The sequence below is a fragment of the Pseudomonas poae RE*1-1-14 genome (assembly GCF_000336465.1).
Classification (GTDB): domain Bacteria; phylum Pseudomonadota; class Gammaproteobacteria; order Pseudomonadales; family Pseudomonadaceae; genus Aquipseudomonas; species Aquipseudomonas poae.
Genome location: NC_020209.1, coordinates 3784446 through 3801294, shown reverse-complemented (window position 1 = coordinate 3801294; position 16849 = coordinate 3784446). Strand labels below are relative to the sequence as shown.

Annotated in this window: 10 protein-coding genes; 6 read left to right on the top strand and 4 right to left on the bottom strand. The window is 63.7% G+C overall.

The annotated features are described in order from the left end of the window. Window positions 1-15: 15 nt before the first annotated feature. From recC to recD, 3 genes are read left to right on the top strand one after another with little or no spacing between them, the layout of a single operon-like run. The gene (gene recC, locus H045_RS16585; RefSeq protein ID WP_015372955.1) at window positions 16-3465 is read left to right on the top strand and encodes an exodeoxyribonuclease V subunit gamma; all 3450 of its coding nucleotides are present in this window, start codon (window positions 16-18) and stop codon (window positions 3463-3465) included. Continuing rightward, entirely contained in the window at window positions 3462-7136 is a 3675-nt protein-coding gene (gene recB / locus H045_RS16580; RefSeq protein WP_015372954.1) for an exodeoxyribonuclease V subunit beta, read from the top strand. Before recC ends, recB begins: the two co-directional genes overlap by 4 nt. Continuing rightward, a complete protein-coding gene (gene recD, locus H045_RS16575; protein WP_015372953.1) occupies window positions 7133-9205 on the top strand; it encodes an exodeoxyribonuclease V subunit alpha in 2073 nt (690 codons plus the stop codon). The genes recB and recD overlap by 4 nt, the downstream gene beginning before the upstream one ends. 102 nt (window positions 9206-9307) lie before the next feature. On the opposite strand, the gene H045_RS16570 is transcribed toward recD, so the two are convergent. Beyond that, a complete protein-coding gene (locus H045_RS16570) occupies window positions 9308-10255 on the bottom strand; it encodes a LysR family transcriptional regulator (protein WP_003230911.1) in 948 nt (315 codons plus the stop codon). A 130-nt stretch (window positions 10256-10385) separates the two neighbouring features. On the opposite strand from H045_RS16570, the gene H045_RS16565 reads away from it, so the two are divergent. Both H045_RS16565 and mmsB read left to right on the top strand, forming a co-directional pair. Continuing rightward, a complete protein-coding gene (locus tag H045_RS16565; RefSeq protein ID WP_015372952.1) occupies window positions 10386-11903 on the top strand; it encodes a CoA-acylating methylmalonate-semialdehyde dehydrogenase in 1518 nt (505 codons plus the stop codon). 15 nt (window positions 11904-11918) lie between these two features. Further along, window positions 11919-12806: a 3-hydroxyisobutyrate dehydrogenase gene (mmsB, locus tag H045_RS16560; protein WP_015372951.1), complete on the top strand. Its 888-nt coding sequence runs from the start codon at window positions 11919-11921 to the stop codon at window positions 12804-12806. 213 nt (window positions 12807-13019) lie between these two features. Here the strand turns inward: mmsB and H045_RS16555 are convergent, their stop codons facing one another. The 3 genes from H045_RS16555 to H045_RS16545 form a co-directional block, all read right to left on the bottom strand. Next, window positions 13020-13364 carry a cupin domain-containing protein gene (locus tag H045_RS16555; RefSeq protein WP_003230905.1) on the bottom strand — a complete coding sequence of 115 codons (345 nt, stop codon included), beginning with the start codon at window positions 13362-13364 and terminating at the stop codon, window positions 13020-13022. A 128-nt stretch (window positions 13365-13492) separates the two neighbouring features. After that, on the bottom strand, window positions 13493-14893 hold the full coding sequence (locus tag H045_RS16550; protein WP_003230903.1) for an amino acid permease: 1401 nt from the start codon (window positions 14891-14893) through the stop codon (window positions 13493-13495). A gap of 88 nt (window positions 14894-14981) precedes the next feature. Further along, complete coding sequence (locus H045_RS16545; RefSeq protein ID WP_015372950.1) at window positions 14982-15890, bottom strand: LysR substrate-binding domain-containing protein; 909 nt, start codon at window positions 15888-15890, stop codon at window positions 14982-14984. A 159-nt stretch (window positions 15891-16049) separates the two neighbouring features. Between H045_RS16545 and H045_RS16540 the strand changes: the two genes are divergently transcribed. Beyond that, the gene (locus H045_RS16540) at window positions 16050-16814 is read left to right on the top strand and encodes a sulfite exporter TauE/SafE family protein (RefSeq protein WP_015372949.1); all 765 of its coding nucleotides are present in this window, start codon (window positions 16050-16052) and stop codon (window positions 16812-16814) included. Window positions 16815-16849: the final 35 nt, after the last annotated feature.

Sequence of the window (16849 nt, the reverse complement as noted above, 5' to 3'; positions counted from 1 at the left end):
CCCAAGGAAGCCGTTATGCCGGATGCGACGTCCCTCAGCGCTGGGTTCATGGTGGTTCACGGCAACCGCCTGGATGAGCTGCGCAGCCTGGTGGTCAGTTGGATGCGCCGTTACCCCTTGGCGCCCCTGGAAAACGAAATCGCGCTGGTGCAAAGCAACGGTATCGCCCAATGGCTCAAGCTGGCCCTGGCTGAAGATCCACAGGATGACGACATGGGGGGCTGCGGTATCGCCGCCGCCATCGACGTTCAGCTGCCCGGCAGCTTCATGTGGCAGCTCTATCGCATGGTGCTGGGCCGCGACGAAATCCCGGCCAAATCCCTGCTCGATAAAGCCCCCCTGACCTGGCGCCTGATGCGCCTGCTGCCGGAGCTGATCGACCAACCACACTTCGAGCCGCTGCAGCGTTTTTTGACCGCAGACACCGACCTGCGCAAACGCTATCAACTTGCCGAGCGCCTGGCTGACCTGTTCGACCAGTATCAGGTCTACCGCGCCGATTGGCTGGAAGACTGGGCCGCCGGCCGTCATCAATTACGCAATGGTCGAGGCGAGTCCAAACCGCTCAATCCCGCCAACTGCTGGCAAGCCGAATTATGGCGCGCACTGCTGCTGGATGTGGGAGAGGAGGGCATGGCCCAAAGCCGCGCCGGCGTGCATCAGCGCTTTATCGAGCGCATCAATACCCTGGAGCACGCGCCCAAAGGCCTGCCCTCCCGAGTGATCGTCTTCGGCATTTCATCACTGCCCGCCCAGGCGCTCGAAGCCCTCGCCGGCTTGGCCCGGTTCAGCCAGGTGCTGCTCTGCGTGCACAACCCTTGCCGCCATCATTGGTCCGACATCGTTGCCGACAAGGACCTGCTGCGCAACGAGTACAAACGCCAGGCGCGCAAGGCCGGCATGCCCGTCACCCTCGACCCGCAAACCCTGCACCAGCACGCACATCCGCTGCTCGCCGCCTGGGGTAAACAGGGGCGCGACTACATCAGCCTGTTGGACAGTTACGACGACCCCAACAGCTACCGCGCCGCGTTCCGTGACGGTCGCATCGACTTGTTCAGCGAGAGCGAGCCCACCACGCTGCTCAACCAGCTCCAGGACGACATCCTCGAACTGCGCCCCTTGAATGAAACCCGCGAAAAGTGGCCCGCGGTCGATTTGCAGCGCGATACCTCCATCCGCTTCCACATCGCCCACAGCGCGCAACGCGAAGTCGAAATCCTCCACGATCAACTGCTCCAGCGCTTCAGTGCCGATCCCACGCTGCGCCCTCGGGACATCATCGTCATGGTCCCCGACGTCGACAGCTACGCGCCGCATATTCGCGCGGTGTTCGGCCAACTCGAACGCAGCGATCCACGCTTCATTCCCTTCACCCTCACCGACCAGGGCCAGCGCGGCCGCGATCCATTGCTGATCGCGGTCGAGCACCTGCTCAAACTGCCCGACAGCCGCTTCCCCGTCAGTGAAATCCTCGACCTGCTCGACGTGCCGGCCCTGCGCGAGCGGTTCGCCATCAAAGAGCGCGACCTGCCCACCCTGCATCGCTGGATCGAAGGCGCCGGTATCCGCTGGGGCTTGAACGCCGAACAGCGCGCTGGCCTGGGCCTGCCGCCAGCGCTGGAGCAGAACAGTTGGCGATTCGGCCTGCGTCGCATGCTGCTCGGCTACGCGGTCGGCACGGGCATGGCCTGTGATGGCATTGAACCCTACGACGAAATCGGCGGCCTCGATGCTGCCCTGATCGGCCCGCTGGTGGCCCTGCTCGACGCGCTCAATGACGCCCATCAGGCTCTGTCGCAGCCCGCGGCACCGAGGGTATGGGGCGAGCGCCTGCAGCGCCTGATGCAGCGCTTCTTCCTGGCCAGCAGCGAACATGACGACTACCTGCTCGGCCAACTCGAACAACTGAGAGAAACCTGGCTGGAAACCTGTGAGTCCGTCGGCCTGCAGGACGAGTTACCGCTCACCGTGGTGCGCGAAGCCTGGCTGGCTGGCCTGGACCAAGGCCGGCTGTCCCAGCGCTTCCTGGCCGGGGCCGTCAATTTCTGCACCCTGATGCCCATGCGCGCCATCCCCTTCAAGCTGGTCTGCCTGCTCGGCATGAACGATGGCGACTACCCGCGCGCGCAACCGCCGCTGGATTTCGACCTGATGGGCAGCGACTACCGCCCCGGCGACCGTTCACGCCGCGAAGACGACCGCTACCTGCTGCTCGAAGCCCTGCTCTCGGCCCGCGACCAGCTCTATATCAGCTGGGTCGGCCGCAGCATTCGCGACAACAGCGACCGGCCGGCCTCGGTGCTGATCGGCCAGTTGCGCGACCATATCGCCAGCGGCTGGCACAACATCCAGAATGCTCCATTGCTGGAGGCCATGACCCAGGAACATCCGCTCCAACCGTTCAGCGCCCGCTACTTCCACGAAGGCGACGCGCTGTTCAGTTACGCCCGCGAATGGCAGATGCTGCACCAGTCGACCGATGCAATCCCCATCGCAGGCGCACTCGCACCGCATCAGCAGGAAGAACCCCTGAGCCTTGGCCAATTGCAGGATTTTTTGCGCAACCCAGTCAAACATTTCTTCAGCCAGCGTCTGAAAGTGTTCTTCGAAGCTGCCGAAGTCCCGCTGGCGGACGAAGAACCCTTCGTGCTCGACGCCCTGCAGCGCTACAGCCTGAGCGACAGTTTGCTCAACGCCGCCCTGACCCGACCCGATCAGCTCGACCAGGCCCTCAACGCCCAGGCCCTGCGCTTGCAAGGCAGCGGCCTGCTGCCCATGGTCGGTTTCGGCGAATGCCTGCGCAACGAGTTGATCGAACCGTTGCCCGACTTGCTGCAGCGCTATCAGCAATTGCTGGCACTCTGGCCCACCCCCCATACCGGCGCGGAACCCATCAGCGTCGACTACCAGGGCATTCAACTGGACGGCTGGATCAGCGGCCTGCATCGGCGCAGCGATGGCGGGTTACTGAGCGTCACCACCATCCCCAACAGCATTGGCTCGCTCAAGACACGCAAGTGGCACCGCCTGATTCGGCCCTGGGTCAATCATCTGGTGGCCTGCGCCTGTGGCCTGCCATTGAGCACCGGCCTGGTCGCCAGCGACGACACCTTGCTGCTGGCCCCGCTGGAAAAAGCCACGGCGCAAGGCTTGCTCAACGACCTGCTGCTGGCCTGGCACACTGGCATGAGCAAGCCACTGCCGGTTGCCGTTAAAACCGCGTTTGCCTGGCTGGGCCAAACCGACCCGGCCAAGGCGCAGGCGGCCGCCAGCAAAGCCTACGAAGGCGATGGCATCACCACCGACGGCGAGCGTCGTGAAACGCCGGCGCTCACCCGGCAATTCCCCGACTACGCCGCGCTCACCGCCAGCGAAGAGTTCGAAGGCTGGGCCGAAACCCTGTATCGCCCGCTGATCACTGCGCCCTGGCGATCACTCACTGGCGAAGAGGCCGGCGCATGACCCGTAAACCCCTGGCCCTGGCGTTCCCGCTCAAGGGCAGCCAACTGATCGAAGCCAGCGCCGGCACCGGCAAGACCTTCACCATCTCGGCCCTTTACCTGCGCCTGGTGCTCGGCCACGGTGGCGAAACGTCCGGTTTCGGTCACGAATTGCTGCCGCCGCAAATTCTCGTGGTGACCTTCACCGACGCCGCCACCAAGGAGCTGCGTGAGCGTATCCGCATCCGCCTGGCCGAAGCTGCGCGTTTCTTCCGTACCGAGATCGAACAACCGGACGCCCTGATCGCCGACTTGCGCGACGAATACCCGCCCGAGCTATGGCCTGCCTGCGCCAATCGCCTGGACATCGCCGCGCAATGGATGGACGAAGCGGCGGTCTCGACCATCCACAGCTGGTGCCAGCGCATGCTGCGCGAACACGCCTTCGACAGCGGCAGCCTGTTCACCCAGACCCTGGAAACCGACCACAGCGATCTGCTGGGCGAGGTGCTGCGCGATTACTGGCGGCTGTTCTGCTACCCCATGCACGACGACGCGCTCAACTGGGTGCGCACCCACTGGGGCGGCCCGGCTGCCCTGATGCCACGGGTGCGCGCGCTGTTCGGCAGCGAACGGCCGGCCGACGACACCCGCGAACCCGCCGAGCTGATCAACGCCTGCCTGCAGGAGCGCCGTGAAGCGCTGATCCACCTCAAGGCGCCCTGGAAACAGTGGGCAACGGAATTGCGTGAGATCTGCTTGCAAGCCGTCGCCGCCAAAGTGGTTGATGGCCGCAAGATGCAGGCCCGTTATTTCGAGCCGTGGTTCGAAAAAATCAGCGCCTGGGCCGCCGACGAAAGCCTGGAACAGCTGGACATCGGCACCGGTTTCACGCGGCTCACTCCGGACGGCATGGCTGAAGCCTGGAAAGGCGAGCCGCCGCAGCACCCCGGCATCGAGGCCATGGCCGACCTCAAAGCCCGTCTTGACGCCTTGCCGAGCCCCGATGCCGCCGTGCTGCAACACGCCGCCGGATGGGTCGGCAAACGGTTTGAAGAAGAAAAACGCCGTCGCGCCGAAATGGGCTTTGACGACATGCTCATCCGCCTCAACGCTGCCCTGCAAGCCGAAGGTGGCGAGCGCCTGGCCAGTGTGATTCGCGAACAGTTCCCCGTGGCGCTGATCGACGAATTCCAGGACACCGACCCGGTGCAGTACAGCATCTTCGACAGCATCTACCGCATCGAAGAAAACCACCTCGACAGCGGCCTGTTCCTGATCGGCGACCCCAAGCAGGCGATCTACGCGTTCCGGGGCGCCGACATCTACACCTACCTGCGCGCGCGCAAATCCACCCTCGGCCGTCACCACACGCTGGGCACCAACTTCCGTTCCAGCCATGCCATGGTCGAGGCGGTAAACCATGTGTTCCAGCGTGCCGAAACAGGCCGTGGCGCGTTTCTGTTCCGTGAGCCCAACGGCGACAACCCGGTGCCGTTCCACGCGGTGCTGGCCCAGGGTCGCAAGGAACAGATGCAGGTCGATGGTCAGACGCTGCCGGCGCTGAACCTCTGGCACCTGCCCACCGATCAGCCGATTTCCAACGTCATCTATCGCAAGCATCTCGCCGCTGTCTGCGCGACACAGATTGTCGAGCTGCTCAACGGCGGGCAGCAAGGCACCGCAGGTTTCCGGCACCAGGATGGCCGCTTCGACGGCGTGCTGCCGTCAGACATCGCCATCCTGGTGCGCGACGGCAAGGAAGCCCAAGCCGTGCGCGCCGAGTTGGCCGCCCGTGGCGTGCGCAGTGTGTACCTGTCCGATAAGGATTCAGTGTTCGCCGCCCAGGAAGCCCACGACCTGCTGGCCTGGCTCAAAGCCTGCGCCGAGCCTGACGTCGAGCGCCCCCTGCGCGCCGCCCTGGCCTGCGTCACCTTGAACCTGTCGCTGGCGGAACTGGAGCGTCTGAATCAGGACGAACTGGCGTGGGAAACCCGCGTGATGCAGTTTCGTGGCTACCGCGCGATCTGGCGCAATCAGGGCGTTCTGCCGATGCTGCGTCGCTTGCTGCACGATTTCAAATTGCCGCAAACCCTGATCGCGCGCAGCGACGGCGAACGAGTGCTGACCAACCTGTTGCACCTGAGCGAGTTGCTGCAACAGGCCGCCTCGGAACTCGATGGCGAGCAGGCCCTGATCCGTCACCTGGCCGAACACCTGGCGCTGTCCGGTCAGGCCGGTGAAGAGCAGATCCTGCGCCTGGAAAGCGACGAGCAACTGGTCAAGGTGGTGACCATCCACAAGTCCAAGGGCCTGGAATATAACCTGGTGTTCCTGCCGTTCATCTGCTCGGCCAAACCGGTGGATGGCAGCCGCTTGCCGCTGCATTACCACGATGAACAGGGTCGATCCCAGGTCAGCCTGAGTCCCACCGCCGAGCTGATCGCCCAGGCCGACGACGAGCGCCTGGCCGAAGACCTGCGCCTGCTCTACGTGGCCCTCACCCGCGCCAAACATGCTTGCTGGCTGGGCATCGCCGACCTCAAGCGCGGCAACACCAGCAGCTCGGTGCTGCACCTGTCGGCGCTCGGCTATTTGCTCGGTGCGGGGGCCGCGCTGGGCGAGTCCGCCGGGCTGGCGCGCTGGTTGCTGGACCTGGCGCAAGACTGCCCGGCGGTGCACTACACCGAGGTACCGGACCCACGGGACAATGTCTTCCACCCGCCGCGCAACCAGGCCACCTTGCTGGCGCCGTTGCTGCCCACGCGCAAGGCGGCGGAAAACTGGTGGATCGCGTCCTACAGTGCCCTGCGCATTGGCGACAGCATGAGCGCCGCTCCCCTGGAGGCGCCAGAGAGCCCCCAGGCCCAGAAGCTGTTCGATGACGAACGTCTCGACCCCGACGCCCCACGCGAGGTGGCCGCGTCCGGCGGCGATATTCACCGTTTCCCACGGGGGCCCAACCCAGGGACCTTCCTTCACGGTTTACTCGAGTGGGCCGGTGAAGAAGGCTTTGACGTAACCCCGCAAGCGCTCGAAAAAGCCGTTGGTGCGCGTTGTAACCGCCGCAACTGGGAAGGCTGGATCGTCACCCTCAGCGCCTGGTTGGGCCACTTGTTGCAAACGCCGCTGCCCCTGGACAACGATCAGGTCACGCTCAGCGGCCTGCAGCACTACCAGATCGAGATGGAGTTCTGGTTCGCCAGCCACAAGGTCGACGTGCTCGCCCTCGACAGGCTGGTGTGTCAGCACACCCACCACGGCGTGTCCCGCGTGGCTGCCGAACCGGTGTTGCTCAATGGCATGTTCAAAGGCTTTATCGACCTCACGTTCGAACACGAGGGCCGCTACTACGTGGCCGACTACAAATCCAACTGGCTAGGCCCTGACGATTCGGCCTACACCGTCGAGGCCATGGAACACTCGATTCTGGAGCATCGGTATGACCTGCAATACGTCCTTTACCTGCTGGCCTTGCACCGTCAGCTTAAGGCCCGTTTGCCCGATTACGATTACGACCGGCATGTCGGTGGTGCCCTGTACCTGTTCCTGCGGGGCACCCAGGCCGCCAGCCAGGGCGCGTATTTCACCCGGCCACCGCGTGAGCTGATCGAGGGCCTGGACCTGCTGTTCCAGGGCAAATCGATACCGCCCAAGGCTGAACCCGCTTGGGAACAAGGAGTGCTGTTATGAGCCTGTCGCCGCTACCGCTGGAGGAACTGGCACCCCTGAGCCGCGCCGCCGACCTGCTGCAACTGCTCGACCGTTGGGTCGAGCGCGGCTGGCTGCGTGCGCTGGACAAGGCCTTCGTTGGCTTCCTCAATGAGCTCGACCCACGCGCCGACCCCCTCGTGTTGCTGGCCGCGGCCTTGACCAGTCACCAGTTGGGTCACGGCCATGTGTGCCTGGACCTGTTCGAAACCCTCAAGGCACCGGATTTCGCCCTGTCGTTGCCACCCGAAGGCGACCTGCAAACCGGCGCCATGCTGCTGCCATCACAACTGCTCGGCGGCCTCGACGGTGCCCATTGGTGCCAGGCCCTGGCGGCCAGTCCTTTGGTCGCATTGGCCGGCGATGACCACGAGTCTGCCCACAGCCGGCCGTTGGTATTGGCCGGCAAACGCCTGTACCTGCGCCGCTACTGGGCCTATGAGCGGCGCATCGATACCGCGTTGCGCCTGCGCCTGGTCACGCAAGAAACCGTCTCGGCCGACTTGCCCCAGCGCTTGAATGGCCTGTTCGAGCAAGCCCCGCCGGATGGCGTGATCGACTGGCAGAAACTCGCCTGTGCCCTGGCCACACGCGGTGCGTTCAGCATCGTCACCGGCGGCCCCGGCACTGGCAAGACCACCACCGTGGTGCGCCTGCTCGCGCTGTTGCAGGCGCCCGCCGTGGAGGCCGGCAGCCCGCTGCGTATCCGCCTGGCCGCGCCCACCGGCAAGGCCGCCGCGCGCCTGACCGAATCCATCAGCCAGCAAGTGCTGTCGCTCAACGTGCCCCAGGGCGTGAAGGACAAGATCCCGACCCAGGTCACCACCGTTCACCGCTTGCTCGGTAGTCGTCCTGGCACTCGGCACTTTCGTCATCACCTGGGCAACCCGCTGCCGTTGGATGTGCTGGTGGTGGACGAAGCCTCGATGATCGACCTGGAAATGATGGCCAACCTGCTCGACGCACTGCCGTCCCACGCGCGGCTGGTGCTGTTGGGTGACAAGGACCAACTGGCCTCGGTGGAGGCCGGCGCCGTGCTGGGCGACCTGTGCCGCGACGCCGAGGCCGGCTGGTACAGCCCACAGACGCGCCAGTGGCTGCAAGCGGTCAGCGGCGAAGACCTCAGTGCCAGCGGCTTGCAGGAAGACCTCGACGCCAGCCACCCGCTGGCGCAGCAAGTGGTGATGCTGCGTTATTCGCGGCGTTTCGGCGAAGGCAGCGGCATCGGCCAGCTGGCGCGCTGGGTCAACCAGCAAAACGCCGAACAGGCGCGTGCATTGTTGGCCGCGCGCAGCCACAGCGACCTGTTCTGCGTCAGCCTCAAGGGCGAGCACGACCACGCTCTGGAGCGGCTGGTGCTGGACGGGCAGGGCGACGGCGCCCAAGGCTATCGCTACTACCTGAACCTGCTGCAGTCTGCGCGCCCGCCGCTCGACACCCTACGCGACGACCCCGCCTGGACCCACTGGGCGCAGCAACTGTTGCAAGCCTTCGATGCCTTTCAGCTGCTATGCGCCGTGCGCAAGGGCCCGTGGGGTGTGGAAGGCCTCAACCTGCGCATCACCGCCGCCTTGCGCAAAGTGAAGCTGATCGAAGGCGACGAGCAGTGGTACGAAGGCCGTCCGGTCTTGATGACGCGCAACGACTACGGCCTTGGCTTGATGAACGGCGACATTGGTATCGCTCTGAAACTGCCGGAAAGTGACGGCGGCCCGCAGGTATTGCGCGTGGCCTTCCCACGCAACGATGGCCAGGGCGGCGTACGCTTTGTGCTGCCCAGCCGTCTGAACGACGTGGAAACCGTGTACGCCATGACCGTGCACAAGTCCCAGGGCTCCGAGTTCACCCACACGGCGCTGATCCTGCCCGATGCATTGAACCCTGTGCTCACCAAAGAGCTGATCTACACCGGCATCACCCGCGCCAAACGCTGGTTCAGCCTGATCGAACCGCGTGGCGGTGTGTTCGAAGAAGCGGTGCGGCGCAAGGTCAAGCGCCTGAGCGGATTGATGCTGGAACTGGGTCAGGACACGGAAGCCATCTCAACCTGAAATGCAATCAAGTGTGGGAGGGGGCTTGCTCCCGATAGCGGAGTGTCAGGCACTGATAGTTCACTGACTCACAGCTATCGCGAGCAAGCCTCCTGTCCACATTTAATCGGCAAACCGCATCTCCCGCGTTTCCCCCATCAACAACCCTCGGTTCTGCTCCGTCACCTCACGGATGTAATCCCACAACAGGGTGATCCGTTTGAGCTTGCGCAAGTCCTCCCGGCAGTACATCCAAAACTGCCGCGTGATCGCAATCTGCTCCCCCAGCACCGGCAGCAAGCGCGGATCCTGCGCCGCGAGAAAGCACGGCAATATCGCCATCGACCGGCCCTGCTGCGCCGCCACGTACTGCGCGATCACGCTGGTGCTGCGCAAGCTGGCGCTGGCGCCTGGCACCACATTGGCGAGGTACAGCAGCTCTGAACTGAACGCCAGATCATCCACATAGCTGATAAACGGATGCTCGGCCAGATCGGCCGGACGCTGGATCGGCGGGTGCTGGTCGAGGTAGTCCTGGGTTGCGTACAGCTGCAGTTGGTAATCGCACAGTTTGCAACACACATAGGGCCCGTGTTCCGGGCGCTCCAGGGCGATGACGATGTCGGCTTCGCGCTTGGACAGGCTGATGAAGTGGGGCAGGGGCAGGATGTCCACCGAGATGGCGGGGTAGGTGTCGACGAAGTGGCTCAACTGCGGCGTGATGAAAAAGCTGCCAAAGCCCTCGGTGCAGCCCATGCGCACATGCCCGGACAGCGCCACGCCGGAGCCGGACACCTGCTCGCAGGCCATATGCAGGGTGCTTTCGATGGATTCGGCGTAACCGAGCAAACGCTGGCCCTCGGCGGTGAGCACGAAGCCGTTGGTGCGGGATTTTTCGAACAGCAGCGTGCCGAGGGACACTTCCAGCGAAGCAATGCGCCGCGACACCGTGGTGTAGTCCACCGCCAGGCGCTTGGCCGCAACGCTGGCCTTGCGGGTGCGAGCCACTTCGAGGAAAAACTTCAAGTCATCCCAGTTCAGGGAGCCCAGCGAGGTGATGTTTTTTTGCATATTGGACCGGCTTTTATGTGCGTTCTTATTAGAGATTTGCACATCTATACTCCAAAAACAGTCCGAACGCCTCACCTCCAAGGCGATTCACGCGCCTTGTCTCTGCATAACTATAAGATTTGGAGACCACATGAACGCCTCTACCGACATTTCCGTGCAACGCGTCAAGCTGCTGATCGACGGCGAGTGGGTCGAATCCGGCACCACCGAATGGCAAGACATCGTCAACCCGGCGACGCAAGAGGTGCTGGCCAAAGTCCCGTTTGCCACCGCTGACGAAGTCAACGCCGCCATCGACGCTGCTCATCGCGCTTTTCAGACCTGGAAACTGACCCCGATTGGCGCGCGCATGCGCATCATGCTCAAGCTGCAAGCCCTGATCCGCGAACAGTCCAGGCGCATCGCCGCTGTCCTCAGTGCCGAGCAGGGCAAAACCATCGCTGACGCCGAAGGCGATATTTTCCGGGGGCTGGAAGTGGTCGAGCACGCCTGTTCCATCGGCACCCTGCAAATGGGCGAGTTCGCTGAAAACGTTGCCGGCGGTGTCGACACCTACACCCTGCGCCAGCCCATCGGCGTGTGCGCCGGCATCACGCCGTTCAACTTCCCCGCAATGATTCCGCTGTGGATGTTTCCGATGGCCATCGCCTGCGGGAATACCTTCGTGCTCAAACCGTCCGAGCAGGACCCGCTGTCCACGATGCTGCTGGTGGAGCTGGCGCTGGAAGCCGGTGTGCCGGCCGGCGTGCTCAACGTGGTGCACGGTGGCAAGGACGTGGTGGATGCGCTGTGCACCCATGAACACATCAAGGCCGTGTCCTTCGTCGGCTCGACCGCCGTCGGCACCCACGTCTACGACTTGGCTGGCAAACACGGCAAGCGCGTGCAGTCGATGATGGGCGCAAAAAACCACGCGGTGGTGCTGCCGGATGCCAACCGTGAACACACCCTCAACGCCTTGGTGGGTGCCGGTTTCGGCGCGGCGGGCCAACGCTGCATGGCCACCTCGGTGGTGGTGCTGGTGGGCGCGGCCAAGCAATGGCTGCCGGACCTCAAGGCGCTGGCGCAGAAACTCAAGGTGAATGCCGGCAGTGAAGCGGGCACGGATGTCGGCCCGGTGATCTCCAAGCGGGCCAAGGCGCGCATCCTGGCGTTGATCGAAAGCGGCGTGAAGGAAGGCGCCACGTTGGAGCTGGATGGCCGCGATATCAAGGTGCCGGGCTTCGAGCAAGGCAACTTCGTCGGGCCGACCCTGTTCTCGGGCGTGACCACGGACATGCAGATTTACACCCAGGAAATTTTCGGCCCGGTGCTGGTGGTGCTGGAAGTCGCCACGCTGGACGAGGCCATCACGCTGGTCAACGCCAACCCCTTCGGCAACGGCACCGGCCTGTTCACCCAGAGCGGCGCGGCGGCGCGCAAGTTCCAGAGCGAAATCGACGTGGGCCAGGTCGGCATCAACATTCCGATTCCGGTGCCGGTGCCGTTCTTCAGCTTTACCGGCTCGCGCGGCTCCAAGCTGGGCGACCTCGGTCCCTACGGCAAGCAAGTGGTGCAGTTCTACACCCAGACCAAAACCGTCACCAGCCGCTGGTTCGACGACGACACGGTCAATGATGGCGTCAACACCACCATTAACCTGCGCTGAGTGGGGGAGACGATCATGAACATTGCATTTATCGGACTGGGCAACATGGGCGCACCCATGGCCCGCAACCTGATCAAGGCCGGCCACGCGCTGAACCTGTTCGACCTGAACCAGGCCGTGCTCAAGGAGCTCGCCGAATTGGGCGGCACCGTCAGCGACTCGCCGCGCGCCGCCGCCCAAGGCGCCGAACTGGTAATCACCATGCTCCCGGCCGCCGCCCATGTGCGCAGCGTGTGGCTCAATGAGGACGGCGTACTCGCCGGTATCGGCCAAGGCGTGCCGGCGGTGGATTGCAGCACCATCGACCCGCAGACCGCGCGTGACGTGGCGGCGGCTGCCGCTGAACACGGTGTGGTGATGGCGGATGCACCCGTGTCCGGCGGCACGGGTGGGGCGCAGGCCGGGACGCTCACCTTTATGGTGGGCGCCACGCCGCAGCTGTTTGCCACCCTGCAACCGGTGCTGGCGCAGATGGGGCGCAACATTGTGCATTGCGGTGAGGTGGGCACCGGGCAAATCGCCAAGATCTGCAATAACCTGTTGCTGGGCATCAGCATGGTGGGTGTCAGCGAAGCCATGGCCCTGGGCGACGCCCTTGGCATCGACACCCAGGTGCTGGCCGGCATCATCAACAGCTCCACCGGGCGCTGCTGGAGTTCGGACACCTACAACCCATGGCCGGGCGTGATAGAAACCGCGCCGTCATCGCGCGGTTACACCGGCGGCTTCGGCGCCGACCTGATGCTCAAGGACTTGGGCCTGGCCACCGAAGCGGCGCGCCAGGCCAGGCAACCCGTGATCCTCGGCGCGGTGGCCCAGCAGTTGTATCAATCGATGAGCCAGCGTGGGGAAGGGGGCAAGGACTTTTCGGCGATCATCAACAGCTATCGCAAGCCCAAATAACAGGGCTTTTGTGCTTCTGTGGAGAGCGGGCTTGCCCCGCGTTGGGGTGCGAAGCGCCCCAAATCCAGCAAAACGCGGTGTACCTGATACGGCTCAGCGCCTGGTTTTGGGGCTGCTGCGCAGCCCAACGCAGGACAAGCCTGCTCGCCACAGGGAATCTGCGCTTAGCTGAACGGCATTGTGCAAGCCCGCTCGTCACAACCACAACGCGCGTCAGGCAAACACAAAATACTTGCGCACCGTCTCCACCACTTCCCACGTGCCCTTCATTCCGGGTTCCACCACAAAGATATCCCCGGCGCGCAAATGGATCGGCTCCATGCCCTCAGGCGTGATCACGCAATAGCCTTCCTGGAAATGGCAGTATTCCCACTTCACGTACTCCACGTACCACTTGCCCGGCGTGCAGATCCAGGTGCCCATGATCTTGCTGCCGTCTTCGCTGGTGTAGGCGTTGAGGTTGACGGTGTGAGGGTCGCCTTCAAGCTTCTCCCATTTGCACGCGTCCAGGACCGGCAGGGGATGGGTGTCGCGCAGTACGGTGATGGGCTTGGACATGATGACTCCGAGGCAGGGAATGGAGGATGCACCCTAAGGCCTCGGGCGTTGCGTCAGTGGTCTGAACTCGACATCAGGATGTCTGTAAGCGCATGAGGTGTGGGAAGGGATGCCCCTTCCCACATCAATCAGTGTGCTGGCGCAGCGTTTGCGTTTCTTGTCCGAAACCGATAGGCCAGGTAGATGATCCCCACCCACACCGGCATCGCGTACACCGACTCGCGAATTCCCGGAATCGCCAGCATCACGCTGATGATCATCACCATGAACGCCAGGCACAGGTAGTTGCTGAACGGGAACCAGAAGGTCTTGAACGACGGCGTCACGCCTTGCTCGCCCATGGCCTTGCGGAACTTGATGTGGGTGATGCTGATCAGCGCCCAGTTGATCATCAGCGAGGCAACCGCCAGTGCAAACAGCAGTTCCAGCGCGCTCTTGGGGGCCACGTAGTTGACCACCACGCAGAGCAGCGTCACCAGCGCCGAAACCGCCAGTGCTCGCAACGGCACGCCCTGCTTGTTGAGCTTCATCAGCGCCTTGGGCGCATCGCCCTGCTCGGCCAGGCCGAACAGCATGCGGCTGTTGCAGTACACGCCGCTGTTGTACACCGACAGCGCCGCGGTCAGCACCACGAAGTTGAGGATATGCGCGGCGGTGTCGTTGCCGATCAGCGAGAAGATCTGCACAAACGGGCTGCCGCTGTAGGCGTCGCCGGAGGCACCGAGGGTCTGCAGCAATTGGTCCCACGGGTAAAGCGATAACAGCACGGTCAGCGCGCCCACGTAGAAAATCAGAATGCGGTAGACCACCTGGTTGATCGCCTTGGGGATCACCTTGCGCGGCTCGCTGGCTTCGGCGGCGGTGATGCCCACCAGCTCCAGGCCACCGAACGAGAACAGGATGAACGCCATGGCCATCAACAGCCCCATGCCGCCGTTGGGGAAGAACCCGCCGTGGCTCCACAGGTTGCTGACCGACGCCTGCGGGCCGCCGCCGCCGCTGAGCAGCAGGTAGCCGCCGAGCATGATCATGCCGACGATCGCCACCACCTTGATGATCGCGAACCAGAACTCGGCCTCACCGAAGATCTTCACGTTCAGGGTGTTGATCAGGTTCACGGCGGCGAAGAACACCAGTGCACTGACCCAGGTCGGAATCTGCGGCCACCAGAACTGGATGTACTTGCCCACCGCCGTCAGTTCGGCCATGCCCACCAGCACGTAGAGTACCCAGTAGTTCCAGCCCGACAGAAAGCCCGCGTAGCCGCCCCAGTATTTATGGGCAAAGTGGCTGAAGGAACCGGCCACCGGCTCTTCGACGATCATCTCGCCGAGCTGGCGCATCATCAGGAACGCGATGAAACCGGCAATCGCGTATCCCAGGATCATCGACGGCCCCGCCGACTTGAGTACCCCGGCCGAGCCGAGGAACAGTCCCGTACCAATCGCACCGCCCAGGGCGATCAGTTGAATGTGCCGGTTCTTCAGACCACGCTTGAGGCCCACCGGGTTAACTGTGTCATCCGCCATTAAACATTACCTTCTACTTGTTGTTCCGCAGGATGGGTTGCACACAAAACCCATCCCCGGACGCTGAGGGGGCAGATATTACAGAACCTTAAGTTGAATGAAGATCAAAATGTGGGCGGGGCTTGCTCAAGGCTTCCCACAGCGCCTTGGCATAACCCGGCAATTGCTCGAACGAGTGTGCACACAGCAGCAACCGACGACGGGCCCACTCTTCCGCCAGTGGCTGAGCCTTGAAGTCGCACGGCGACGGCCCGCGCACCAGCGCTGCCTGCGGCACGATCCCGATGCCTGCCCCACCCGCAACCATACGCATCAGCCCCTCGAAGCCATCGGCGCGGATGCGGGTTTGCAGACGAAATCCTGCGTGCAGTGCCTGTTCCTCCAGGTAGATCGCCAGCGCGCTATGGGTGGCCAGGCCGACGTGGGTGTATTGCAGGCTGTCGATAAAGCTGACCGGGGCGGCCGCCAAGGGATGATCCAGCGGCATGATCAGCAGCAGCGGGTCATCGCGAAAGGGCAGGGTTTGCAAGCCATGGGTGTCGACCGCGTCGGAGATGATGCCCAGGTCCGCTGTGCCCTGGCGCAGGGCCTGGGTGATTCGCAGGCTCGGCAACTCCTGCAGGTCGATATCGAGGTTGGGGTGTTCGCGTAGAAACGCCGCCAGCAGCTCCGGCAGGTATTCGCTGAGAGCGGTGGTGTTGCACAACAGGCGCACCTGGCCTTTGACGCCGTTGGCGTATGCCGCCAGGTCCTGTTGCAGGTGGTCAGCCTGTTGCAGGAGCAGTCGTGCATGGCGGGCCAGGGCTTTGCCGGCGGGCGTCGGCGTGACACCACGGCGGCCGCGCTCAAGAAACGCAATGCCCAGCGAAGCTTCCATGGCGCGGATACGTGCACTGGCGGCGGCCAGGGACAGATGGCTGCGGGCGGCGCCAGCGGTGATGTTGCCGGTGTCGAGAATGTGCAGGTAGAGGCGCAGGTCGATCAGGTCAAAGTGCATGGCTGGGGTATCCGTTGACTGGGCTGACGCTATTGGGAGCAAGCCCCCTCCCATATTTGAAGCTTGCTCCCGATAAGGCCCTCAGCCTCACACAAAACAAGAGGCAGCCTCAGTATATGCCGCATTTTCGATCCTGCCGGAAGTCCCCATAATCGCCCCATGACCACCTTCCTCGCGTTCTACCAACACCTCGGCCCAGCGCTGACGGCACTGGTGATTGGTACTTTCCTGCTGGCCGGCATGGTCAAGGGCATTATCGGCCTCGGCCTGCCCACCGTTGCGATGGGCCTGCTCGGTCTGGCTATGTTTCCGGCACAGGCTGCCGCATTGCTGATCATCCCTTCAATGGTGACCAACCTCTGGCAACTGGCGTTCGGCGGCCATTTGAATGCGCTGCTCAAGCGTCTGTGGCTGATGCTGCTGCTGATCTTCATCGGCACCGGGCTGGGCACGCTGTGGCTTGGTATGGGTGCCGAGCAATGGGTGGTGCGCGCACTGGGCGCGGCGTTGTTGATTTACGCACTCAGCGGTCTGTGCCTGCCCACGTTCAGGATGACGCCGCGTACCGAGCGCTGGCTGGCGCCGCTGTGCGGGTTGATCACCGGCATCATCACCTCGGCCACCGGCGTCTTCGTTATTCCGGCGGTGCCTTGTCTGCAAGCACTTGGCCTGAGTCGCGACCAACTGGTGCAGGCCCTGGGTCTGTCGTTCAGTGTATCGACCCTGGCGCTGGCCGCAGGACTGGCCTGGCACGGCAGCCTGGGCGCTGGCGAAATCAGCGCCTCGTCGCTGGCGCTGGTGCCCGCGCTGCTGGGGATGTGGCTGGGGCAGGCGGTGCGCCAGCGCATCAGTGCGGTGCTGTTCAGACGGGTGTTCTTCATCGGGATCGCCCTGCTGGGCGCGCACCTGTTGATCAGCGACTGAATTCAAGAATAGAGGTTTATTCGTGCGTTCCGGTC